Source organism: Pantoea sp. y20 (genome assembly GCF_054903455.1).
The window spans coordinates 2,618,366-2,644,143 of record NZ_CM142816.1; the positions used below are offsets into that span (position 1 = coordinate 2,618,366).

Genomic DNA, 25,778 nt, shown 5'->3' on the forward strand with positions numbered 1-25,778 from the left:
TGCGCATGTCAGATGACAGCGCCGTGACGGCTCAATGACGGGCGGATGAATTTGTTTTAGGGCAGCAGAATTGCAGCGAAACGGACGGCATTTTTAATAAATTATTTTTAACTGTTCTGTTTGTGACAGCATTCAAAAAATTAACGCTAATTTACATCACGCTTTCACCTCCCCTACAGAATACAGCCTGCGGATGTTCTGCTAGGTTAAAGGATGAACCCTTCTTGTCAGGCCAACTTTTAAAATGATTAACGCAATAAAACTATCGGATGGTTTTCGCCGCAACTTTGTGCGTGAAGTTATTTTGCCGCTGCTGGCAATTTTGCTTCTTACCTTTGTCGGCGCGGGCGTGGGTCTGTTCTGGGGCACAGCGTTAAGCAATAACGAAGCGCGCGATCAGCAACAGCGCATGATCCAGGCTTCGTTTACCCAGAGCCTGACGGAACATCTGCGCCAGCTGCGCAGCCTGACGCGCTGGTCACCGCTGGCCGATCAGCTGGCGTCGTCACATCCCGATCAACGCTGGCTGACGCAAAATGTCGGCGGCTGGCTCTATGACATGTTTGATCACCAGTTGGTGGTGCTGCTGGACCGCGACAACCAGCTGATCAACGTGTGGCGCAACGGCCAGCCGGTGCCGGACAAGCGCATCGGCCCTTATCTGCAGGACATGCTGAACAGTCCGCTGGTGCAAAACAGCGATGTGGTGGCGGGCCCCACCGATCACGCCGATTTCGTGCGCATCGGTCAACGCGCCGCCGCGCTGGCGGTGGGCGATATCAGCAGTACTAAACAGGCCGGGCGCTATCGTCTGGTGAGCATTAAGTTTCTCGATGATGGCTATCTGCGCAACCTCGCCGATCGCAGCCAGCTGCGTCAGTTGCATTTCAGCGACAGCGAGCCAGCGGGGAAAACCAAAGCGCGCTATCTGCTGAATTCACAACAGGGCGAACCGGTCGGTTATCTCAGCTGGAATCCCGATAAGCCCGGCGCTCAGATGTTACGCACCCTCGGCCCGTCTACCTTGCTGTCGGTGATCCTGATTACCGTGCTGTGTTTGGTGATGGTGCGCCGCATCTGGACCTCGTCACTCAAGCTGTCGCAGTCGCTGCTGAAACTCGGTGCCAGTGAAGCGCAGGCGCAGCATCTGGCCTTTCATGATGTGTTAACCGGTTTGCCCAATCGTTCCCTGGTGGAAGATCGCTTAACCCAGGCGCTGGCTCTGGCCGGACGCCAAGATCAGCGCGTGGCGCTGCTGCTGCTGGATCTTGATCGCTTCAAAAATATCAATGATACCTACGGCCATCACGCCGGCGATGAGTTGATTATTGAGGTGGCGCGCCGCCTCAATGAGATTGTGCGCACCAGCGACACCGTGGGCCGCATCGGCGGCGACGAGTTCATCATCGTGATGCCGGAGGTGGAGAATATTGGTCAGGTGCAATCGTTGGCGAAACGCATTATCAGCCGCCTGAGCGAGCCGTATCAGCTGGTGGGCAGCGAGCTGTGGGTGGGCGTCAGCATCGGTCTGGCGCTGGCGCCAAAAGACGGCATTGATCGGCTGGAGCTGATGCGCAAAGCGGATATCGCGCTTTATGATGCCAAAAACCACGGACGCGGCCAGTATCGCCAGTTCGAAAAAGTGATGGATGAATCGCTGCGCACCCGTCAGCAGATGGCGGCGGATTTGCGTCAGGCGCTGGTGAAGTTTGACGGGTTAGCGGTGTGGTATCAGCCGCTAATGGATATTAGCGGCCAGCAGGTGGTGGGCCTGGAGGCGCTGCTGCGCTGGCATCACGCCATGCGCGGCGACGTTTCACCGGGTGATTTCATCGCCATCGCCGAAGAGACCGGCATGATCATCCCGCTCGGCGAATGGGTGGTGCGCGAAGCCTGTAAAACGTCGCTCAAGCTGCCGGATATTGTGGTGGCGGTGAACGTCTCGCCGGTGCAGTTCCGCGCGGTGAATTTTGTTGAGCGCATCATCCATATCGTGCAGGAAGAAGGTGCCGATCCGCAGCGCATGGAGCTGGAGATCACCGAAGGCGTGCTGATCGAAGATGAACACGAGGCGCGCAACAGCATCATTGCGCTGCGCGAAGCCGGCTTCCGGATTGCGCTGGATGATTTCGGTACCGGCTATTCAAGCCTTAATTACCTCAGCAGCTTCCCGGTGGACAAAATCAAGATTGACCGTTCGTTTACTCAGTCGCTGGGCGTGGCGCAGAACTCTACCGCGATTGTGGAATCGGTGGTGCGGTTGGGTCACGCGATGGGCTTAACGGTGACTGCCGAAGGCGTGGAAACCGAAGGCCAGAAAAACGCGCTGGCCGATGCAGGCTGCAATCAGCTGCAAGGCTATTTGTTTAGTCACGCGGTGCCGCTGGATGACATTTTAACCATGTTGCCGTCCGCTTCCCGCCCTTAACGCCCCCGCGCGGCGGCCGCCGACTGCCGCGCTTTTCTCGCTAACGCATTGAAAAGCCACATGCGCATCGGGACCATTCTCGTACCCTGATTAACGCGTTTAACCCACTCTCTCGTCTGTGCGCCTGCTAAGCAGGCGTCGATCCCTTCTTTTACTCTGTTAAGGAACCACAGATGAAAACACGCTATCCGGATTACACCCTCGACACCGACCGCGCGTCGCGTGAAAACGGTTCAACCGCCTATATCGCGCTCGATAATTCAACTTATGTGATTGAGCAAACCGCCACCAAATCCCTGAGTAGTCTCCCTGAAAGCCTCGTCAGTGACACACCGGTAAGCTACGCGCACCCGCCTTCGTCCTACGCTTACGGCGTAAAAGCCGTCACCCCGGTTATTCGCTATGCCTGGGATGACGTTGGACAAGAGCAAGGCATGCGCGCCAGCGGCAACCGCACCGACGATGCCGCCCCGACTCTGCGCGGCACCGGCCCGGCCAACACTTACATGGACATTATGTTCACCAACGGCAGCGTAACCCGCTACAACGGCATCACAACCGACGCTGACGGTAACTGGAGCTGGACGCCACGCGCCGATTTGGCCGACGGCACCTGGACATTTACCGTTCAGGCCGACGGCCAGGAGACGTGGAGCAATGCGTTCACGTTGATCATCGACACTCCGGCGGCACCGGAAGCGCTGATTACCCACATCCACGATAACGTGGGCAGCGAGCAAGGTGAGCGTTTCAGCGGCAGCATCACCGATGACTCGACGCCAACCCTGCACGGCACCGGTCCGGCCAATACGCTGATCGATATCCTGTATACCGATGGCGGCAGAGTGCGCAGCAACAGCACCTTCACCGACGATGAGGGCAACTGGAGCTGGACGCCCTGGCAGAATCTGAATGACGGCTACTGGACATTCCAGGTGCAGGTTGAAGGCGCACCGAGCTGGAGCCAGAGCTTCGCGATCACCATTGATACGCCGGAAGGCCGTATCGCGCTGCGCGATGCCGAGATCACCCATATCACCGATAACGTCGGCAGCGATCAGGGCGACCGCTTCAGCGGCAGCATCACCGACGACGCGCTGCCAACCCTGCACGGCACCGGTCCGGCGAATACGCTGATCGATATTCTGTATACCGATGGCGGCAAGGTGCGCACCAACAGCACCTTCACCGACAACGAGGGCAACTGGAGCTGGACGCCCTGGCAGAATCTGAAAGACGGCTATTGGACATTCCAGGTGCAGGTGGAGGACGCACCGAGCTGGAGCCAGAGCTTCGCGATCACCATTGATACCTCGACTGATACGGCAAGCGGTGATGACGCGTTCAGCAACGGGTTAACGTCACTGAGTTTTGGCGACCTGTTGTCGGTTGTTGATAGTGACGTTTTGATTGATAACGGTAAAACGCAGTACATGCTGGACAACGACGCCAGTAACGTGGTGAAGCTGGAGGATATTTTATCCGGCAACGATATTGACGGCTGGCAACAGCAGCAAGGCACCCTCACCGTTGCAGGTGTTCAATATGATGTTTACCACTACACAGATGAGACAGAATTACTGGTGCAACACGCCGTTTAATCGGCATTAAGTGAGAGCCGTATTAACCAAGCCATGCCGCCTTTGCTGCATGGCTTTTTTGTTTTTGGGCGGCGTTAAATGAAGTGCGCGTGAGTAGGGTTTAATGCCGATCAGTTAAGCGCCGTAGCAAATCACCGTACCTTCCGTTGCGGCGCGATTCATCGCGCATGCTGACGGCCGCACCGCGCCCCGCCCCGCATGGCGCAAAACATTGCGCCGCTCCAGGAATTTTCCTCCTTTGCAGACGGTTCTTGATACGGGCCCGTTACGCGCTGCTCTACCATTCCCGCCGCTGTGCGATGTCGTGTAAACCGTAACGCACCACCTTTGACAACACATTAAGGACGATACCTATGAATGATTTACTAGCCCGCAGCCCGGTGTTCTATCGCGAAAGCGCCGACGGCAGACTGGTGTTCGGTAACAAAACCGCGCTGGAGCCCGGCGGCTTTATCGAGCTGGTGATTGGCACCGACACCTTCCGCGTCCCGGTCGACGACAAGGGCTTTTACCGCTGGGAGGCGCCGACGCCCTACGCCGACGGCGAGTACAGCTTCTCCATCCGCCACTTTGACGCCGCCGGCAACCGCAGCACGCCGACGCTCGGCACCGTGATTGTCGACACCACCGCGCCGGCCGCGCCCAAACTGATTAACCTCTACGACGACCAGGGCGCAGTGACCGGCAGCTTCGACGCCGGCAAAGCCACCGACGACAAACGCCCGACGCTGACCGGCATCGCGCAGAAAGGCAGCACCGTTTACCTGCTCAACGATAAAAATGAAAAAATCGGCAGCGCGGTAGCGGACAAGGTCACCGGCCAATGGGTGATAGAGCCATCGCAGGACCTGAACGACGGCGTTAACAGCCTGCGCCTGATGGCTGAAGAGACCTTCGGCGGCAAGCTGCGCGCCGGCGCGCCTTCACCGGCCTTTGACATTGTGATTGCCGGCGACGACGTCAGGGTCACCATCACCGACGCGCTTGACGACGCGGGCAGCTTCACCGGCTCGCTCGGCCACGGCGCGCTCACCGACGACGCCACCCCGACCCTGCGCGGCGAGGTCTCCGCCGGCAGCACCGTTATCGTCTATTACCGCCTCGCCGGCAGCCCGACCTGGGCCGGCAGCGCCACCGCCACCGTCAGCGGCGACAGCTGGAGCTGGACGCCGGGCAGCAACCTGCCGGACGGCCGCTACGAGTTCCAGGCCAGCACCGGCGAGGTCGCCTCGGTGCTGTTCGAACTGGAAATCGCCGGCACCGCCGGCATCGCCCAGCGCACCCGCATTGAGTCCGTGACGGACGACTTTGGCCCCGTTACCGGCCCGCTGGCCAGCGGCGCCATCACCGATGACGCCACGCCGACCTTCCAGGGCCGCGCGGAGGCCAACAGCCAGGTGGTGATTCGCTACACGCTGGCGGGCGGCGCGGCCGCCTCCGTCACGGTTAACGCCGACAGCACCGGCCACTGGCGCTGGACGCCGGGCACTGAACTGGCCACCGGTCAGTGGACGTTTGAGGTGAAGTCGCAGGGCCAGTCCGGCTGGAACGACAGCTTCACGCTGACCATCAACCCGGACGCCGACCGTAACGCCACCATCGACAGCGCCTGGGATGACGCGGGCCCCAACACCGGCAGCCTGAGCAGCGGCAGCAGCACCGACGACACCACGCCGACCCTGCGCGGCAGCGGCCCGGCCAACAGCACCGTTACGCTGCGCTATAAGCTGGACGGCGGCAGCTACGCCTCCACCACGATGAACGTGGACAATTCAGGCCACTGGACGTGGACGCCGTCCGCGCTCGCCAAAGGCAATTGGACCTTCGAGGTGCAGAAGGCTGGCCAGAGCGGCTGGAGCAGCTTCACGCTGACCATCGACCCGGACCTGGACCGCAACGCCACCATCGACAGCGCACTGGACGACTTCGGCCCGGTCACCGGCAGCCTGAGCAGCGGCAGCAGCACCGACGACACCACGCCTACCCTGCGCGGAAGCGGCCCAGCGAACAGCACCATCACGCTGCGCTATAAAATGGGATCGGGCGAGTACGCCTCCACCACGTTGAACGTGGACAGCAGCGGCCACTGGACGTGGACGCCGTCCGCGCTGGCCAGCGGCAAGTGGACCTTTGAGGTGCAGAGGGCCGGCCAGAGCGGCTGGAGCAGCTTTACGCTGACCGTCGATCCGGCGCTGGACCTGAAGCCGAGCATCGACAGCGCCTGGGACGATGCCGGCGCGGTGACCGGCAGCCTGAACAGCGGTGACACCACCGACGACAGCACGCCGACCCTGCGCGGGCGCGGCGTGGCCGGCAGCGTGATTTATTTCCAGAGCGGTACGTGGGACGGCTCGTGGTACGACGTGGGCAGCACCGTGGTGAAAGCCGACGGCAGCTGGGAGTGGGCCTCGCCGGTGCTGAGCCACAGCAACACCTGGGAGTTCCGGGCGATGGCCAGACTGGGCGGCGCTGAGAGCGAATGGAGCGGGAAGTTTGTGCTGGAGTACAACAACCCGGCGCCGACCATTACCGACGCCTTCGATGATTTTGGTGCCGAAACCGGCAGCCTCGCCAGCGGCGATACCACCGATGACCAGACGCCAACCCTGCGCGGCACCGCGCCGGCGGACAGCGTGGTGATGATCCGGGCACAGCATGCATCGGGTGAGACAACTTACAGCGTGCAGGCGGATGCGGATGGGAAATGGAGCTGGACACCGGACAAAGCCCTGCCGAAAGGGGACTGGGATTTCCAGGTTAAGCAATCCGGAGCGGAGAATTGGGGTGAATCGTTTGAGCTGAATATTATTAAAGAATACTCAGGAAAATGGGGGGAGCTGGATTTTGAAAATATGTCAGAACGGAACCTCGTACGTGGGTCGGTATTAAGTTTAAATGACAACTCCAATTTATTGTTCTTAGGAGGTTCCAGCACTGATCCAGTCGCACATGTAGTCAAAAAACCTAAAAATGCGCCTGATAATTGGGGTGAGCAGTGTCTATATTTTTCACGACCAGCACGTATAACACTTATGGACAACAAGAGTGGAACTGGAAAAGATGGTAAATATTATGCGTTAGGATGTGAGATTTGGAATAGTACCGGTCGCGATATTAAGTTTACTTTAGGTTATGATGAACGTCTTAACGAAGGGAAAACTTTACTTTTTATAGTCAAGGCTGGTGAGGTCTTTTCATTCGATAGCGCAGATTATATTGGAACTGATACCCAATATAAGATGTTACATTTGTTAACCGATTTTAGTGATTATTATGGTGGAGTTTATATTGATAATATATATTCGCTAGAAGAAGGTATCTATGGCTCTTCAATGGATTATGACCATCCCGAAAACATCGTCCACTTCCTTGACGGCGTCGACGAATTAACCAATCACCCCATCACCGGCAGTGAGACCCAGGTGGATACCCTGCAGATAACCGGTAAAGATCAGCTGCTCGATTTATCTCAGCATCAGGCAGAGATTAAATCGGTGGAGATCTTTGATATTCGCGGCAGCGGGGATAATACGCTGAAAATCGATCTGGATGCGCTGCTGCATTACGGTGAGAAAGATCTGTTTATCGAAGACGGTAAAACTCAGTTGATGGTCAACGGTGATGCCGGCGACGTAGTGCAGCTGAAAGATATTCTGCCGGAAGGCAGCGATATCAGCGAATGGCAGCATCAGCAAGGCACGGTTACGGTCGCGGGCGTGGAGTATGAGGTGTACAGCCACGGCGATGACGCGGAACTGCTGGTGCAGCAGGGGGTGAAAACTGAGCTGATTTAACGGTTAGATCCTTTATCATATGTCTGGAAAGCCACCGAAATTCGGTGGCTTTTTTTTGCTGTTTATCAGCACGTTCAGGAGTTTTGGCATTGCGCCCCGGCTGGCGCTGCGCCGCTCCAGGAATTTTCCTCCTTTGCAGACGGTTCTTGATACGGGCCCGTTACGCGCTGCTCTACCATTCCCGCCGCCGTGCGATGTCGCGCAGTCCGCGCCGCACCACCTTTGACAACACAATTATGGACGATACCTATGAATGACTTATTAGCCCGCAGCCCGGTGTTCTATCGCGAAAGCGCCGACGGCAGACTGGTGTTCGGCAACAAAACCGCGCTGGAGCCCGGCGGCTTTATCGAGCTGGTGATTGGCACCGACACCTTCCGCGTCCCGGTGGACGACAAAGGCTTTTACCGCTGGGAGGCGCCGACGCCCTACGCCGACGGCGAGTACAGCTTCTCCATCCGCCACTTTGACGCCGCCGGCAACCGCAGCACGCCGACGCTCGGCACCGTGATTGTCGACACCACCCCGCCATCCGCGCCCGACCTGATTAACCTCTACGACGACCAGGGCGCCGTGACCGGCAGTTTCGACGCCGGCAAAGCCACCGACGATAAACGCCCGACGCTGACCGGCATCGCGCAGAAAGGCAGCACCGTTTACCTGCTCAACGACAAGAATGAAAAAATCGGCAGCGCGGTGGCGGACAAGGTCACCGGCAAGTGGGTGATGGAGCCGTCTCAGGACCTGAAAGACGGCGTTAACAGCCTGCGCCTGATGGCCGAAGAGACCTTCGGCGGAAAGCTGCGCGCCGGCGCGCCTTCTCAGGCCTTTGACATCGTGATTGCCGGCGACGACGTCAGGGTCACCATCACCGACGCGCTTGACGACGCGGGCAGCTTCACCGGCTCGCTCGGCCACGGCGCGCTCACCGACGACGCCACCCCGACCCTGCGCGGCGAAGTCTCCGCCGGCAGCACCGTTATCGTCTATTACCGCCTCGCCGGCAGCCCGACCTGGGCCGGCAGCGCCACCGCCACCGTCAGCGGCGAGACCTGGAGCTGGACGCCGGGCAGCAACCTGCCGGACGGCCGCTACGAGTTCCAGGCCAGCACCGGCGAGGTCGCCTCGGTGCTGTTCGAACTGGAAATTGCCGGCACCGCCGGCATCGCCCAGCGCACCCGCATTGAGTCCGTGACGGACGACTTTGGCCCCGTTACCGGCCCGCTGGCAAACGGCGCCATGACCGATGACGCCACGCCGACCTTCCAGGGCCGCGCGGAGGCCAACAGCCAGGTGGTGATTCGCTACACGCTGGCGGGCGGCGCGGCCGCCTCCGTCACGGTTAACGCCGACAGCACCGGCCACTGGAACTGGACGCCGGGCGTCAACCTGGCCACCGGTCAGTGGACGTTTGACGTGAAGTCGCAGGGCCAGTCCGGCTGGAACGACAGCTTCACGCTGACCATCAACCCGGACGCCGACCGCAACGCCACCATCGACAGCGCACTGGACGACTTCGGCCCGGTCACCGGCAGCCTGAGCAGCGGCAGCAGCACCGACGACACCACGCCGACCCTGCGCGGCAGCGGCCCGGCGAACGGCGCCATCACGCTGCGCTATAAGCTGGGTTCGGGCGAGTACGCCTCTACCACGGTGAACGTGGACAGTGCAGGCAAGTGGACGTGGACCCCGTCCGCGCTCGCCAAAGGCAGCTGGACCTTTGAAGTACAGAAGGCCGGCCAGAGCGGCTGGAGCAGCTTCACGCTGATCGTCGATCCGGCGCTGGACCTGAAACCGACCATTGACAGCGCCTGGGACGATTTTGGCGCGGTAACCGGCAGCCTGAAGAGCGGTGACACCACCGACGACAGCACGCCGACCCTGCGCGGGCGCGGCGTGGCCGGGAGCGTGATTTACTTCCAGAGCGGCACGTGGGACGGCGCCTGGGAAAACGCCGGCAGCACCGTGGTGAAAGCCGACGGCAGCTGGGAGTGGACCTCGCCAGCGCTGAGCCATAACACCACCTGGGAGTTCCGGGCGATGGCCAGACTCGACGGCGCTGAGAGCGACTGGAGTGGCAAGTTTGTGCTGGAGTACAACAACCCCGCGCCGACCATTACCGACGCGTTTGATGATTTTGGTGCCGAGACCGGCAGCCTCGCCAGCGGCGACACCACCGATGACCAGACGCCAACCCTGCGCGGCACCGCGCCAGCGGACAGCGTGGTGATGATCCGTGCGCAGCATGCGTCGGGTGAGACAATTTACAGCGTGCAGGCAGATGCGGATGGGAAGTGGAGCTGGACGCCGGATAAAGGTCTGGCGAAAGGGGACTGGGATTTCCAGGTTAAACAATCCGAAGCGGAGAACTGGGAGGAATCATTTGAGCTAAATATCACAAAAGATTACTCAGGCGTTTGGGGAATACTTGATTTTGAAAATTTGCCAAAAAGTAATTTTAGACATGGGTCAATGTTGACTTTCAATGAAAATTCCAAAATAACATTCTCTGACGGAGACACTAAAAATTTTTTTGCACATATAGTCAATACACCTGACGACGCACCTAATGGCTGGGGTGATCAATGTCTTTATTTTTCAGGAAAAGGGGAATTGATCGCTTGGCTAGAAAAACCATCATGGAAAAGTGGTAAAATTTCGGAGCTTGGATTTAGCATTTGGAATAGTAGCAGTCAGGATACTACATTTACAGTTTATTATGGCCAAGGTATAAATAATGATGGTGCATTTGATGTTATTGTCAAGGCTGGGGAAAGCTTTTCATTCGACAGCGCAGATTATTTAGGCACTAGTACTCTCTATAGATTTATCATGTTGGAAATTAATAATTATCATGATGGAATTTATTTTGATAATATATTTACGGTTGAACACCCCATGCCCATTTCTTTAATGGATTCTGACGAACCCGAAAATATCGTCCACTTCCTCGACGGCGTCGACGAATTAACCGATCACCCCATCACCGGCAGTGAAACCCAGGTTGATACCCTGCAATTGACCGGTAAAGATCAGCTGCTCGATTTAACTCAGCATCAGGAAGAGATTCAGTCGGTGGAGATTTTTGATATTCGCGGTAGCGGGGATAATAAGCTGAAAATTGATCTTGATGCGCTGCTGCATTACGGCGAAAAAGATCTGTTTATCGAAGACGGGAAAACCCAGCTGATGGTCAACGGCGATGCCGGCGACGTGGTGCAGCTGAAAGATATTCTGCCGGAAGGCAGCGATATCAGCGAATGGCAGCATCAGCAGGGCACGGTGACGGTCGCGGGCGTGGAGTACGAGGTGTACAGCCACGGCGATGACGCGGAACTGCTGGTGCAGCAGGGGGTGAAAACCGAGCTGATTTAACGGTTAGTTCGTTGCAGGTTTGTCTGGAAAGCCACCGAAATTCGGTGGTTTTTTTTTGTTGTTTGTCAGCACGTTCAGGGGTTTTGGCATTGTGCCCCGCCCGGCATTGCGCCGCTCCAGGAATTTTCCTCCTTTGCAGACGGTTCTTGATACGGGCCCGTTACGCGCTGCTCTACCATTCCCGCCGCCGTGCGATGTCGCGCATTCCGCGCCGCACCACCTTTGACAACATAATTATGGACGATACCTATGAATGACTTATTAGCCCGCAGCCCGGTGTTCTATCGCGAAAGCGCCGACGGCAGACTGGTGTTCGGTAACAAAACCGCGCTCGAGCCCGGCGGCTTTATCGAGCTGGTGATTGGCACCGACACCTTTCGCGTCCCGGTGGACGACAAAGGCTTTTACCGCTGGGAGGCGCCGACGCCCTACGCCGACGGCGAGTACAGCTTCTCCATCCGCCACTTTGACGCCGCCGGCAACCGCAGCACGCCGACGCTCGGCACCGTGATTGTCGACACCACCGCGCCGGCCGCGCCCGACCTGATTAACCTCTACGACGACCAGGGCGCCGTGACCGGCAGCTTTGACGCCGGCAAAGCCACCGACGACAAACGCCCGACGCTGACCGGCATCGCGCAGAAAGGCAGCACCGTTTACCTGCTCAACGACAAAAATGAAAAAATCGGCAGCGCGGTGGCGGACAAGGTCACCGGCAAGTGGGTGATGGAGCCGGCGCAGGACCTGAAAGACGGCGTTAACAGCCTGCGCCTGATGGCCGAAGAGACCTTCGGCGGCAAGCTGCGCGCCGGCGCGCCTTCTCAGGCGTTTGACATCGTGATTGCTGGCGAGGACGTCAACGTCACCATCACCGACGCGCTTGACGACGCGGGCAGCTTCACCGGCTCGCTCGGCCACGGCGCGCTCACCGACGACGCCACCCCGACCCTGCGCGGCGAGGTCTCCGCCGGCAGCACCGTTATCGTCTATTACCGCCTCGCCGGCAGCCCGACCTGGGCCGGCAGCGCCACCGCCACCGTCAGCGGCGACAGCTGGAGCTGGACGCCGGGCAGCAACCTGCCCGACGGCCGCTATGAGTTCCAGGCCAGCACCGGCGAGGTCGCCTCGGTGCTGTTCGAACTGGAAATCGCCGGCACCGCCGGCATCGCCCAGCGCACCCGCATTGAGTCCGTGACGGACGACTTCGGCCCCGTCACCGGCCAGCTGGCTAACGGCGCGATGACCGATGACGCCACGCCGACCTTCCAGGGCCGCGCGGAGGCCAACAGCCAGGTGGTGATCCGCTACACGCTGGCGGGCGGCGCGGCCGCTTCCGTCACGGTTAACGCCGACAGCACCGGCCACTGGAACTGGACGCCGGGCGTCAGCCTGGCCACCGGTCAGTGGACGTTTGACGTGAAGTCGCAGGGCCAGTCCGGCTGGAACGACAGCTTCACGCTGACCATCAACCCGGACGCCGACCGCAACGCCACCATCGACAGCGCACTGGACGACTTCGGCCCGGTCACCGGCAGCCTGAGCAGCGGCAGCAGCACCGACGACACCACGCCGACCCTGCGCGGCAGCGGCCCGGCGAACGGCGCCATCACGCTGCGCTATAAGCTGGGTTCGGGCGAGTACGCCTCTACCACGGTGAACGTGGACAATTCAGGCCACTGGACGTGGACGCCGTCCGCGCTCGCCAAAGGCAGCTGGACCTTCGAGGTACAGAAAGCCGGCCAGAGCGGCTGGAGCAGCTTCACGCTCACCGTCGATCCGGCGCTGGACCTGAAGCCCAGCATCGACGGCGCCTGGGACGATTTTGGCGCGGTGACCGGCAGCCTGAAGAGCGGTGACGCCACCGACGACAGCACGCCAACCCTGCGCGGCAAGGGCGTGGCCGGCAGCGTGATTTACTTTCAGAGCGGCACGTCCGGCGGTGCCTGGTACGACGCGGGCAGCACCGTGGTAAAAGCCGACGGCAGCTGGGAGTGGACCTCGCCGGCGCTGAGCAGAAACGGCACCTGGGAGTTCCGCGCCAAAGCCAGCCACGGCGGCGTCGACAGCACCTGGACCGGCAAGTTCATCCTTAAATACACCGCCGCGGAGGCGCCGGCCATCACCGACGCGCTGGACAACGCCGGCCCGGTGACCGGCAGCCTAAGCAGCGGCAGCAGCACCGACGACACCACGCCAACCCTGCGCGGCAGCGGCCCGGCGAACAGCACCATCACGCTGCACTACAAAACGGACGGCGGCAGCTACGCCTCCACCACCGTGAACGTGGACAGCACCGGCCACTGGACGTGGACGCCGTCCGCGCTGGCGAAAGGCAGCTGGACCTTTGAGGTGCAGAACGCTGGCGAGAGCGGCTGGAACAGCTTCACGCTGACCATCGACCCGGACCTGGACCGCTATCCGACCATCGACAGCGCCTGGGACGATTTCGGCGCGGTGACCGGCAGCCTGAGCAGCGGCAGCAGCACCGACGACACCACCCCAACCCTGCGCGGCAGCGGCCCGGCGAACAGCGTGATTACGCTGCGCTATAAGCTCGGCAACGGTGGCTACACCTCCATCACGGTGAACGTGGACAGCAGCGGCCACTGGACGTGGACCCCGTCCGCGCTGGCGAAGGGCAGCTGGACCTTTGAGGTGCAGAAGACCGGCCAGAGCGACTGGAGCAGCTTTACGCTCACCGTCGATCCCACGCTGGACCGTAACGCGACCATTAACGGCGCCTACGATGATTTTGGAACCGTTAAGGGCATTATCGCTAACGGCGGCATCACCGACGACGCCACCCCAACCCTGAACGGCAGCGGACCGGCGAACAGCGTGATTTCGCTGCGCTACAGGCTGGGCAGCGGCGGCTACGCCTCCACCACCGTAAACGTGGATGCGGCCGGCAACTGGACCTGGACGCCGTCCACGCTGGTCAGCGGCAAGTGGACCTTTGAGGTGCAGAAGCCCGGCCAGAGCGGCTGGAACAGCTTCACGCTGACCATCGATCCGACCGTGGACCGTAAACCGACCATCGACAGCGCCTGGGATGACGTCGGCCCCAGCACCGGCCTCATCAGCAACGGCGGCACCACCGACGACAGCACGCCAACCCTGCGCGGCACCGGCCCGGCGAACAGCACCATTCTGCTGCGCTACTTCCGCCTGGCCACCCTGTTTGATGGCACCATTAAAGTGGACGCCAGCGGCAACTGGACGTGGACCGCGCCACAGCTGGAGGACGGCAACTGGACCTTTGAGGTGAAAAAAGAGGGGCAGCATGAGTGGAGCAGCTATGAGCTGAACATTGACTCCAGCGCCGACCGCTACCCGACCATCGACAGCGCCTGGGATGACGCGGGCCCCAACACCGGCAGCCTGAGCAGCGGCAGCGGCACCGACGACGCCACGCCGACCCTGCGCGGCAGCGGCCCGGCCAACAGCAGCATCACGCTGCGCTACAAGCTGGACGGCGGCAGCTACGCCTCCACCACGGTGAACGTGGACAGTGCAGGCAAGTGGACGTGGACGCCGTCCGCGCTGGCGAAAGGCAGCTGGACCTTCGAGGTGCAGAAGGCCGGCCAGAGCGGCTGGAGCAGCTTCCAGCTCACCATCGATCCGGCGCTGGACCTGAAGCCGAGCATCGACAGCGCCTGGGACGATTTTGGTGCGGTGACCGGCAGCCTGGCGAGCGGTGATACCACCGACGACAGCACGCCGACCCTGCGCGGGCGCGGCGTGGCAGGCAGCGTGATTTACTTCCAGAGCGGTACGTGGGACGGCGCGTGGTACGACGCGGGCAGCACCGTGGTGAAAGCCGACGGCAGCTGGGAGTGGACCTCGCCGGCGCTGAGCCACAGCAACACCTGGGAGTTCCGGGCGATGGCCAGACTCGACGGCGCCGAGAGCGACTGGAGCGGGAAATTTGTGCTTGAATATGCTTCAGCAGTGCCTAATACACCAGTGATCACAAGCATCGTAGATGATGTCGGTAGTGTGACGGGCTTGATAAGTAATGGAGGCAAAACCGATGATGCTCGCCCTGAATTGTCTGGAAAAGCAGACGCCGGTTGTGTCATCACGATATATGATGGTGTAAATGAATTAGGAACTGTCATAGCTGATGCAAATGGAAGCTGGACGTTCACCCCTAGTAACGACTTAACCATTGGCATACATAATTTTAGGGTTAGTGCTGTTGATAAAGCAGGAAATCAGAGTGAATTTTCACCATATTTCATTATCAATTTTACTGGTGATGTCAATTTTGTTGAAGGAGTAGAAAATTTTAATGCGAGTGCAATTGGCAAACATGGCGCTTATATGGATTTCCCCAGCGGGCTCCTTATCGAAGATACAACCACTCGGCCTAAAGGAATAAGAATTCAAGAATCGAATGGAGCGGGCGGGAAAATTATTTCTCCATATCTTATAATACTAAACGATCAATTTTTTAAATTATCTTTTGGAAAAGACAATGTTATTGATAGTTTCCAGATGGATATAGGAGGCTGGGGAGACGGAAGCGGTAATTATTATGGCGAGCTCGTTATAGATTTCTTTAATGCGGAAGGCGTAAAGATTCACTCAGATAAAGCATTAGGCTCAGATCCTTCATCTATAGGGAGTGTTCATTATAGATATGTCGCAATGGAAGGTCAGAATATAGCGTATGTTACACTTTCGACTAAAGATTCTGCGGGTTTATCTATAGACGATATAAAATGGGGACAGAAATCTGTCAGCACATCAAACCACACTGAAGTAGCTGGAGCAGAAAGTGAGATAACTTACGTTGAAAATCATCATGCCACACAATACGTGAACCAATTAACCGATCATCCCGTCACCGGAAGTGAAACCCAGGTTGATACCCTGCAATTGACCGGCAAAGATCAGCTGCTCGATTTGTCTCAGCATCAGGCAGAGATTCAATCGGTGGAGATCTTTGATATTCGTGGCAGCGGGGATAATACGCTGATGATCGACCTTGATGCGCTGCTGCATTACGGCGAAAAAGATCTGTTTATCGAAGACGGTAAAACTCAGCTGATGGTTAACGGTGATGCCGGCGACGTAGTGCAGCTGAAAGATATTCTGCCGGAAGGCAGCGACATCAGCGAATGGCAGCATCAGCAGGGCACGGTGACGGTCGCGGGCGTGGAGTACGAGGTTTACAGCCACGGCGATGACGCGGAACTGCTGGTGCAGCAGGGGGTGAAAACCGAGCTGATTTAACGGTTAGATCGTTGCAGGTTTGTCTGGAAAGCCACCGAAATTCGGTGGCTTTTTTTTTGCCGTTTATCAGCACGTTCAGGGGTTTGGGCATTGCGCCCCGCCCGGCACTGCGCCGCTCCAGGAATTTTCCTCCTTTGCAGACGGTTCTTGATACGGGCCCGTTACGCGCTGCTCTACCATTCCCGCCGCCGTGCGATGTCGCGCAGTCCGCGCCGCACCACCTTTGACAACACAATTATGGACGATACCTATGAATGACTTATTAGCCCGCAGCCCGGTGTTCTATCGCGAAAGCGCCGACGGCAGACTGGTGTTCGGCAACAAAACCGCGCTCGAGCCCGGCGGCTTTATCGAGCTGGTGATTGGCACCGACACCTTCCGCGTCCCGGTGGACGACAAGGGCTTTTACCGCTGGGAGGCGCCGACGCCCTACGCCGACGGCGAATACAGCTTCTCCATCCGCCACTTTGACGCCGCCGGCAACCGCAGCACGCCGACCCTCGGCACCGTGATTGTCGACACTACCCCGCCGGCCGCGCCCGACCTGATTAACCTTTACGACGACCAGGGCGCCGTGACCGGCAGCTTTGACGCCGGCAAAGCCACCGACGATAAACGCCCGACGCTGACCGGCATCGCGCAGAAAGGCAGCACCGTTTACCTGCTCAACGACAAAAATGAAAAAATCGGCAGCGCGGTGGCGGACAAGGTCACCGGCAAGTGGGTGATGGAGCCGTCTCAGGACCTTAACGACGGCGTTAACAGCCTGCGCCTGATGGCCGAAGAGACCTTCGGCGGAAAGCTGCGCGCCGGCACGCCTTCAGCGGCCTTTGACATCGTGATTGCCGGCGAGGACGTCAGGGTCACCATCACCGACGCGCTTGACGACGCGGGCAGCTTCACCGGCTCGCTCGGCCACGGCGCGCTCACCGACGACGCCACCCCGACCCTGCGCGGCGAAGTCTCCGCCGGCAGCACCGTTATCGTCTATTACCGCCTCGCCGGCAGCCCGACCTGGGCCGGCAGCGCCACCGCCACCGTCAGCGGCGACAGCTGGAGCTGGACGCCGGGCAGCAACCTGTCGGACGGCCGCTATGAGTTCCAGGCCAGCACCGGCGAGGTCGCCTCGGTGCTGTTCGAACTGGAAATCGCCGGCACCGCCGGCATCGCCCAGCGCACCCGCATTGAGTCCGTGACGGACGACTTCGGCCCCGTCACCGGCCCGCTGGCAAACGGCGCGATGACCGATGACGCCACGCCGACCTTCCAGGGCCGCGCGGAGGCCAACAGTCAGGTGGTGATTCGCTACACGCTGGCGGGCGGCGCGGCCGCCTCCGTCACGGTTAACGCCGACAGCACCGGCCACTGGCGCTGGACGCCGGGCGTCAGCCTGGCCACCGGTCAGTGGACGTTTGACGTGAAGTCGCAGGGCCAGTCCGGCTGGAACGACAGCTTCACGCTGACCATCAACCCGGACGCCGACCGCAACGCCACCATCGACAGCGCGCTGGACGACTTCGGCCCGGTGACCGGCAGCCTGAGCAGCGGCAGCAGCACCGACGACACCACCCCAACCCTGCGCGGCAGCGGCCCGGCGAACAGCGAAATTACGCTGCGCTATAAGCTCGGCAACGGCGGCTACACCTCCATCACGGTGAACGTGGACAGCAGCGGGCACTGGACGTGGACCCCGTCCGCGCTGGCGAAAGGCAGCTGGACCTTCGAGGTACAGAAGGCCGGCCAGAGCGACTGGAGCAGCTTTACGCTCACCGTCGATCCCACGCTGGACCGTAACGCGACCATTAACGGCGCCTACGATGATTTTGGAACCGTTAAGGGCATTATCGCTAACGGCGGCATCACCGACGACGCCACCCCAACCCTGAACGGCAGCGGCCCGGCGAACAGCGTGATTTCGCTGCGCTACAAGCTCGGCAGCGGCGGCTACGCCTCCACCACCGTGAACGTGGATGCGGCCGGCAACTGGACCTGGACGCCGTCCGCGCTGGCCAGCGGCAAGTGGACCTTTGAGGTGCAGAAGCCCGGCCAGAACGGCTGGAGCAGCTTCACGCTGACCATCGATCCGACCGTGGACCGTAAACCGACCATCGACAGCGCCTGGGATGACGTGGGCCCCACCACCGGCCTCATCAGCAACGGCGGCACCACCGACGACAGCACGCCAACCCTGCGCGGCACCGGCCCGGCGAACAGCACCATTCTGCTGCGCTACTTCCGCCTGGCCACCCTGTTTGATGGCACCATTAAAGTGGACGCCAGCGGCAACTGGACGTGGACCGCGCCACAGCTGGAGGACGGTAACTGGACCTTTGAGGTGAAAAAAGAGGGGCAGCATGAGTGGAGCAGCTATGAGCTGAACATTGACTCCAGCGCCGACCGCTACCCGACCATCGACAGCGCCTGGGATGACGCGGGCCCCAACACCGGCAGCCTGAGCAGCGGCAGCGGCACCGACGACGCCACGCCGACCCTGCGCGGCAGCGGCCCGGCCAACAGCAGCATCACGCTGCGCTACAAGCTGGACGGCGGCAGCTACGCCTCCACCACGGTGAACGTGGACAGTGCAGGCAAGTGGACGTGGACGCCGTCCGCGCTGGCGAAAGGCAGCTGGACCTTCGAGGTGCAGAAGGCCGGCCAGAGCGGCTGGAGCAGCTTCCAGCTCACCATCGATCCGGCGCTGGACCTAAAGCCGAGCATCGACGGCGCCTGGGACGATTTTGGTGCGGTGACCGGCAGCCTGGCGAGCGGTGATACCACCGACGACAGCACGCCGACCCTGCGCGGGCGCGGCGTGGCAGGCAGCGTGATTTACTTCCAGAGCGGCACGTGGGACGGCGCGTGGGAAAACGCCGGCAGCACCGTGGTGAAAGCCGACGGCAGCTGGGAGTGGACCTCGCCGGCGCTCAGCCATAACACCACCTGGGAGTTCCGGGCGTCAGCCAGATTCGACGGCGCTGAGAGCGACTGGAGCGGGAAATTTGTGCTGGAGTACAACAACCCCGCGCCGACCATTACCGACGCGTTTGATGATTTTGGTGCCGAGACCGGCAGCCTCGCCAGCGGCGACACCACCGATGACCAGACGCCAACCCTGCGCGGCACCGCGCCGGCCGACAGCGTGGTGATGATCCGTGCGCAGCATTCGTCGGGTGAGACAACTTACAGCGTTAAGGCGGATGCGGATGGAAAGTGGAGCTGGACGCCAGACAAGGCGCTAGCGAGGGGGGACTGGGATTTCCAGGTAAAAAATTCTGAAGCTGAAAACTGGAGTCAGGCATTCGAGTTGAATATTACAAAAGAATATTCAGGTTCAAAAGGAATGTTAGACTTCGAAAATAAAAATATTGGCGCACTGTACGCAACTGGTTATCGCTTCGAAGGCAATATAACTGATTTTGGTTTTGGTGTATTGAATCCATATATACCAAATGGTTACATCGCATCTAAACCTGAAGGAGCACCTGATTTCTTTGGAGATCGTTGTTTCATTTCAAATTACGTGAGAGCTACTATTGCAGTAGGTGGTAAGCATAGGTTAGTGGATTGTGGATTTGATGTCTTTAATAATGGGAAGAATGATGCAACTTTCTCAATAGAGGTTAAGGGGTTTACAACGCAATTTATTATAAAGCCTGGAGAAACAATTAGAATTAGCAGAGATATTTATAAGCATAACTTTGACGAAGAAGTGAATAATAGCCTTTACATATCTTTTCAAGAAGGAATGTCTGATTTATATTTAGATAATATATATAACATTATAGAGCCTCGTGTTTCTCAAAATGAAATTATAGATGCCCACGAAAACATCGTCCACTTCCTCGACGGCGTCGACGAGTTAATCGATCACCCCATCACCGGCAGTGAAACCCAGGTGGATACCCTGCAATTAACCGGTAAAGATCAGCTGCTCGATTTATCTCAGCATAAAGCAGAGATTCAGTCGGTAGAGATCTTTGATATTCGCGGTAGCGGGGATAATAAGCTGAAAATTGATCTTGATGCGCTGCTGCATTACGGCGAAAAAGATCTGTTTATCGAAGACGGTAAAACCCAGCTGATGGTGAACGGCGATGCCGGTGATGTGGTGCAGCTGAAAGATATTCTGCCGGAAGGCAGCGATATCAGCGAATGGCAGCATCAGCAGGGCACGGTGACGGTCGCGGGCGTGGAGTACGAGGTGTACAGCCACGGCGATGACGCGGAACTGCTGGTGCAGCAGGGGGTGAAAACCGAGCTGATTTAACGGTTAGATCCTCTATTATCTGTCTGGAAAGCCACCGAAATTCGGTGGCTTTTTTTGTTGTTTACCCACTCAGAACCTTCGGGCACCGCGCCCCGGCGGGCATTGCGCACCGGCTGGCATTGCGCGATAAATCGCGCCGCTACGTTGTGCGGTGGTCACGGTACACCGCATCCGCCGCGACGGCCGCGGCAGCGATCCCCTCTTCATCCGACATCACCCCATTGCCTGCGTCATCAACCCATAAGCCTGCATCGCGCCGGGCTGCGGCATCCACGGCGTGCCGCGCACCATGATGGTGGGCGCATCCACCTGCTCAAGACCCAGGGTTTTCAGCCATGGCGCCAGCGGTAACGCGGCGTCGGTATCGATGCGCACAAACTCGCCGCGCAGCGTCTGCATCAGGGCGGCAATCAAGGTTTGCGCGCTCGCCAGATTCAACGCAATCACCGGGCCAATCGACCAACCGTGACCAAACCGGCGCAGGCTGGCAAAGCCCTGCACGCGCTGCTGCGCATCCAGCAATATCCGGGTTTGTGCAGCGGCAATCAGGTGGGTGATTAACGCGGGGCGCCACAGGCCGTGCGCCTGGTGATCGAAGGCGGTCAACGGTTGTGCCTCTGCGGGCAGCGCGTGGCGCAGCGTGAAACCGGCTGGCACCATTAACGCCGGCACCGCCGCCAGCGCGCGCGTTTGATGCTGCAGGATCTGGCCCGTCACCGCAAAACCGAGTTTCTGATACAGCGGTTTGCCGCTCTCGGTGGCGTGCAGCCGCAGCCGGTAATCAGGGAATTGTTCCAGCAGCGCCAGCATCAACTGTTTGCCGATGCCCTGCCCTTGCCAGCGTGGGCTGACGATGACGAGTCCGATGGTGGCTGCCTGCTCGCCCCAGCGAAACCCCAGCGCGCTGCCGGCGTAGTCGCCCTGATGTTCAGCCACCGTGCCTGCGCCGAACGTCAGCGCCTGCTGCCAGTCTTCGCGGCGATGCGGCCATTGCAGTTGCTGCGTGAGGGCAACGCCGGAATCGATGTCGCGTGGCGTCATAGCGCGTAGCCTGATCATGTTTGCTCCTGATGTGCGGGAAATGCCCTTGTCTTTAGCACATTTCAGGGCGGGGATGAAAGCGGGAACGCGGTTGCGTGGCGGTGCGGCTGGGTTGCGCCGCACCGTGCTGGCTTAGATCTGGAAGTCGATGGCCGGTTCGTTTTCGGTTTCGTAGGAGAGCGCCTGACGCTTGATCTCCTCCAGCGACAGGTTGGCATTACAGAGTTCGAGGAACTGCCAAACGTAATTGCGTTGCAGCTGGCCGCGCTTCAGACCGAGCCACACGGTATTGGCATCGAACAGATGATGGGTGTCGATTTTTACCAGATCTTCCCCTTCGTAAATATCGCACGCCTGATCGGCGAGAATCCCCACGCCAAGACCAAGTTCCACGTAGGTTTTCACCACGTCAGAATCCTGTGCGCTGAGCACGATATCCGGGCGCAGACCGGCGGCCTGGAATGCACGATCCACCCGCGAACGGCCGGTAATGCCCTGACGATAGGTGATTAACGGATAGCGGCTCAGGCTGGCGAGCGTAATGGGCTGCTGCTGTAGCAGTTCATGATCGTGCGGCACCAACAATGAGTGATGCCAGCTAAACCACGGGAACGCTGCAAGACTGCTGTTGTTCACTAGCTGCTCGGAGGCGATACCGATATCGGCTTCACCGGCCAGCAGCATGGCGACGATCTCCTGCGGCGATCCCTGATTGAGCTCAAGGCGCACGTTGGGATAGAGCTGGCGAAACGCTTTGATCACGCGCGGCAGGCTGTAACGCGCCTGGGTGTGCGTGGTGGCGATGGTCAGCACGCCGCTGGTTTCATTGGTAAACACATCCGCTAAGCGGCGTACTTTGCCCGCTTCATCAAGGATGCGCTCAGCAATGGTCAACAGCGCCTTGCCCGGTTCGGTCATGCCTAACAGTCGCTTGCCACGACGAATAAAGATTTCTACGCCCAGTTCATCTTCCAGATCGCGAATATGGCGGCTGACTCCGGATTGGGAGGTAAACAGCGTATTTGCCACTTCGGTCAGGTTGAACTCGCAACGGGCCGCTTCACGTATAATTTTAAGTTGCTGGAAATTCACACCCTTTTCTCCTGGTTCCTGCCCCTGTTTCGTCCATGTTATGAAGTTGATGTCATCGCAACAAATAATAAAAAACCGTGTGTTATGCGGAATAGTAATAAGGGGTAGTTTGAAGGACGCCCTCACCCCCGCCCTCTCCCGCTGTACAGTCCGGGGACATGGTGAACACTTGTTCGGGGACATGGTAGACACTTACAACTAAGGCATAAGAACCCGTTTATGGAGTCGCTTATGTCCTGGGATGCGAGAGATACCATGTCATTACGTAAAGAGTTTGTTCTGTTCGCCTCGCAAGACGGGGCGAACATTCGCGCACTCTGCCGTCACTACGGCATTTCTTCCGCCACTGCCTACAAGTGGCTTCGCCGCTGGGCTGAAGAGGGAGAATCCGGTCTTGAGGACCGCCCCTGCATACCCCATCACTCTCCCAACCGCTCGTCTGACGACATCACTGACCTGCTTCGTATGGCGCATGAACTTCATCAGCACTGGGGCGCGCGCAAGATAAAGCGCTGGCTCGAAGACCGCGGACACCGCATGCCCGCCTTCAGCACCGTCCACAGCCTGATGGCCCGCCACGACCTGCTGCCGGGCTCAGCTCCGGGTGTCCCGGCCACGGGCCGGTTTGAACATGCGGCCCCGAACCAGCTCTGGCAGATGGATTTCAAGGGGCATTTTCCCTTTGGCGGCGGCCGCTGCCACCCGCTTACCCTCCTTGACGATCACTCCCGCTTCTCGCTTTGCCTCGTACACTGCGCTGATGAGCGGCGTGAGACGGTGCAGAAGCAGCTGGTCAGAGTCTTTGAACGTTACGGCCTGCCGGACCGGATGACGATGGATAACGGTTCACCGTGGGGCGACACTACCGGGACCTGGACGGCCGTCGAGCTGTGGCTTATGCGACAGGGTATCCGGGTGGGGCACTCCCGGCCTTATCATCCGCAGACGCAGGGCAAGCTGGAGCGCTTTCACCGCAGCCTGAAGGCTGAAGTGCTGCAGGGGAAGTGGTTCGCGGACGACGGTGAGCTGCAGCGCGCCTTCGATCACTGGCGGACGGTTTATAACCTTGAACGCCCGCATGAGGCGCTGGATATGGCGGTGCCGGCGTCGCGCTATCAGCCATCGGCTCGGCAGTACAGCGCCAGCGTAACGTCAGCGGAATACGACGAGGGCGTGATGGTCAGGAAGGTAGATATCAGTGGGAAGCTGACTATAAAAGGCCTGAGTCTGAAGGCAGGCAAGGCGTTCAGGGGAGAGCACGTTGGCCTGAAGGAGATGCAGGAAGACGGGTGCTACGAGGTATGGTGGTACAGCACAAAAGTGGGGGTGATCGACCTGAAGAAAAAGTCGATCACCATGGGTAAAGGATGTTAAAAAGTGTTCACCATGTCCCCGAACACCTGTCTACCATGTCCCCGGACTGTACACCCGCAAGCGGGCGAGGGAGTTGATCGAGCGGTTGGTTGGTAAGGTGATTTATTTGGCTAATATAGGCTGGATCGGTCCCCTCTCCCATTGATGGGAGAGGGTTAGGGTGAGGGAAAAAGTGCGCTTAACTCATCCCACCAGCATCAATTCGCGGTCCTCTACCGCTGGCTTATTCAGCAGCGACAGCAGAATATTCTTCACGGCCTGCGCCGATGGCGACAGCGGCAGACGCGCCGAGATGTTCAGCGACAGCGGCAGATTGAGTGACGGGCTGTTAATGCGCGCCATCCACGCATGGGTTGAACTCACCAGCGCCCGCGCCGCAGATTCCGGCAGCACCGTCACGCCCATGCCGCTGGACACCGCCGCTGTCAGCGTCGAAATGGATTCGATTTCGCCAATGATGCGCGCGCTCAGACGACGCAGCGAGAACGCTTCATCGACACGTTTACGCACCGCGCTGTAATCGCGTGGCAGGAACAGGCTCATCTGCGCCACATCGGCCAGATCGACCGTCGCACCCGGGCACGCCGTTGCACCCACCAGATAGAGCTCTTCTTTCATTAAGGGAATGCTGTTAATGCCCGCCGTTGGCGCACGGTCGTAAAGCACTGCCATATCCAGCTGGCCGTTCATCACTTTTTCATTGAGCGAGGTGCCGCTGTTTTCATGCAGATACACCAGCACATCCGGGAACTGCTCACGCACCGTGTGCAGCAGCGGCATGGTGAGCGAAGATGCGGCGGTGCCCGGCGCTAAACCAATCGAAACCTGGCCGTTCAGTGCCTGGCCGGCGTTGATCACCGCCGTTTGCGCCTGTTCACACTGGCGCAGAATGGTGCGAGCGTGGGCATACAGAATTTTTCCGGCTTCAGTGGGCGTCACGCCGCGCTTGGTGCGGATCAGCAATTGCTGATCGAGTTCATTTTCCAGCGTCGCCACCTGCTGGCTAAGCGCAGGCTGCGCGATGTGCAGCACTTCTGCTGCCTGAGTCAGGCTGCCGATATCGACGATTTTTACAAAATATTTGAGTCGTCTTAAATTCATGTTGCCTCCGTCAATCCCCGAATACCCAGTTGGGTGTTTCAGCCTGCTGGCTTGTGGGAATGAAGTTGCAATATGCAGGCCAGGTTTGTTCGCGATGCAAAATTGCGTTGCCAGATTTTTCCTAACGGCACGGAAAATAAGCGTTTGTGATTACCTCTAAGGAGTTAATAAGCGTGGGCGATGACGTGATTCGCGTGAGCTTTAAACAGCATGCACCGCCGTGGGGCAGAAAATGCGAGTCAGGCGTGCAAAAAAGTGATGACTGGATGAGCAGGTTTGGTGCAGAAAACACAGAAAGTGAACAGAAACGGCGGGAATAGAACAAAACGAGCGGGAAAGAAGGAGGTTAGCCAGTTGGAAAACTTATGTGGCGGGCGGTGCGCGTCGTCCCTCACCCTAACCCTCTCCCGCGCGCGGGAGAGGGAACCGACCGTGCACAATGTCACTACGCAAAATAATTCGCG

The 25,778-nt window shown here is 59.2% G+C and carries 10 protein-coding genes; 7 read left to right on the forward strand and 3 right to left on the reverse strand.

The window, feature by feature from the left end; translation table 11 throughout:
* Window positions 1–244 precede the first annotated feature (244 nt).
* The 6 genes from ACYAC5_RS12355 to ACYAC5_RS12380 all read left to right on the forward strand — a co-directional run bounded on the left by ACYAC5_RS12355 (window position 245) and on the right by ACYAC5_RS12380 (window position 20,706).
* Window positions 245–2,428 carry a bifunctional diguanylate cyclase/phosphodiesterase gene (locus ACYAC5_RS12355; RefSeq protein ID WP_462061829.1) on the forward strand — a complete coding sequence of 728 codons (2,184 nt, stop codon included), beginning with the start codon at window positions 245–247 and terminating at the stop codon, window positions 2,426–2,428.
* Between the two features lie 173 nt (window positions 2,429–2,601).
* Window positions 2,602–4,029 carry an Ig-like domain-containing protein gene (locus ACYAC5_RS12360; protein WP_462061830.1) on the forward strand — a complete coding sequence of 476 codons (1,428 nt, stop codon included), beginning with the start codon at window positions 2,602–2,604 and terminating at the stop codon, window positions 4,027–4,029.
* A 353-nt stretch (window positions 4,030–4,382) separates the two neighbouring features.
* Window positions 4,383–7,823 carry an Ig-like domain-containing protein gene (locus ACYAC5_RS12365; RefSeq protein WP_462061831.1) on the forward strand — a complete coding sequence of 1,147 codons (3,441 nt, stop codon included), beginning with the start codon at window positions 4,383–4,385 and terminating at the stop codon, window positions 7,821–7,823.
* A 249-nt stretch (window positions 7,824–8,072) separates the two neighbouring features.
* The gene (locus ACYAC5_RS12370; RefSeq protein ID WP_462061832.1) at window positions 8,073–11,198 is read left to right on the forward strand and encodes an Ig-like domain-containing protein; all 3,126 of its coding nucleotides are present in this window, start codon (window positions 8,073–8,075) and stop codon (window positions 11,196–11,198) included.
* Between the two features lie 249 nt (window positions 11,199–11,447).
* Window positions 11,448–16,439, forward strand: a complete 4,992-nt coding sequence (locus ACYAC5_RS12375) for an Ig-like domain-containing protein (protein ID WP_462061833.1) — start codon at window positions 11,448–11,450, stop codon at window positions 16,437–16,439.
* Between the two features lie 250 nt (window positions 16,440–16,689).
* Complete coding sequence (locus tag ACYAC5_RS12380; RefSeq protein WP_462061834.1) at window positions 16,690–20,706, forward strand: Ig-like domain-containing protein; 4,017 nt, start codon at window positions 16,690–16,692, stop codon at window positions 20,704–20,706.
* Between the two features lie 213 nt (window positions 20,707–20,919).
* Here ACYAC5_RS12380 and ACYAC5_RS12385 read toward each other — a convergent pair whose 3' ends face one another.
* A complete protein-coding gene (locus ACYAC5_RS12385; protein WP_462061835.1) occupies window positions 20,920–21,765 on the reverse strand; it encodes a GNAT family N-acetyltransferase in 846 nt (281 codons plus the stop codon).
* A gap of 114 nt (window positions 21,766–21,879) precedes the next feature.
* Window positions 21,880–22,839 (reverse strand): HTH-type transcriptional regulator Cbl, encoded by a 960-nt coding sequence (gene cbl, locus ACYAC5_RS12390; RefSeq protein ID WP_101762578.1) that lies wholly within the window; start codon window positions 22,837–22,839, stop codon window positions 21,880–21,882.
* A gap of 231 nt (window positions 22,840–23,070) precedes the next feature.
* Here cbl and ACYAC5_RS12395 point away from each other — a divergent pair, with 231 nt between their 5' ends.
* A complete protein-coding gene (locus ACYAC5_RS12395) occupies window positions 23,071–24,213 on the forward strand; it encodes an IS481 family transposase (protein WP_462061836.1) in 1,143 nt (380 codons plus the stop codon).
* Window positions 24,214–24,396: 183 nt separating this feature from the next.
* Here ACYAC5_RS12395 and nac read toward each other — a convergent pair whose 3' ends face one another.
* Window positions 24,397–25,314, reverse strand: coding sequence for a nitrogen assimilation transcriptional regulator NAC (gene nac, locus ACYAC5_RS12400; protein WP_101763422.1), 918 nt, complete (start codon window positions 25,312–25,314; stop codon window positions 24,397–24,399).
* Window positions 25,315–25,778: the final 464 nt, after the last annotated feature.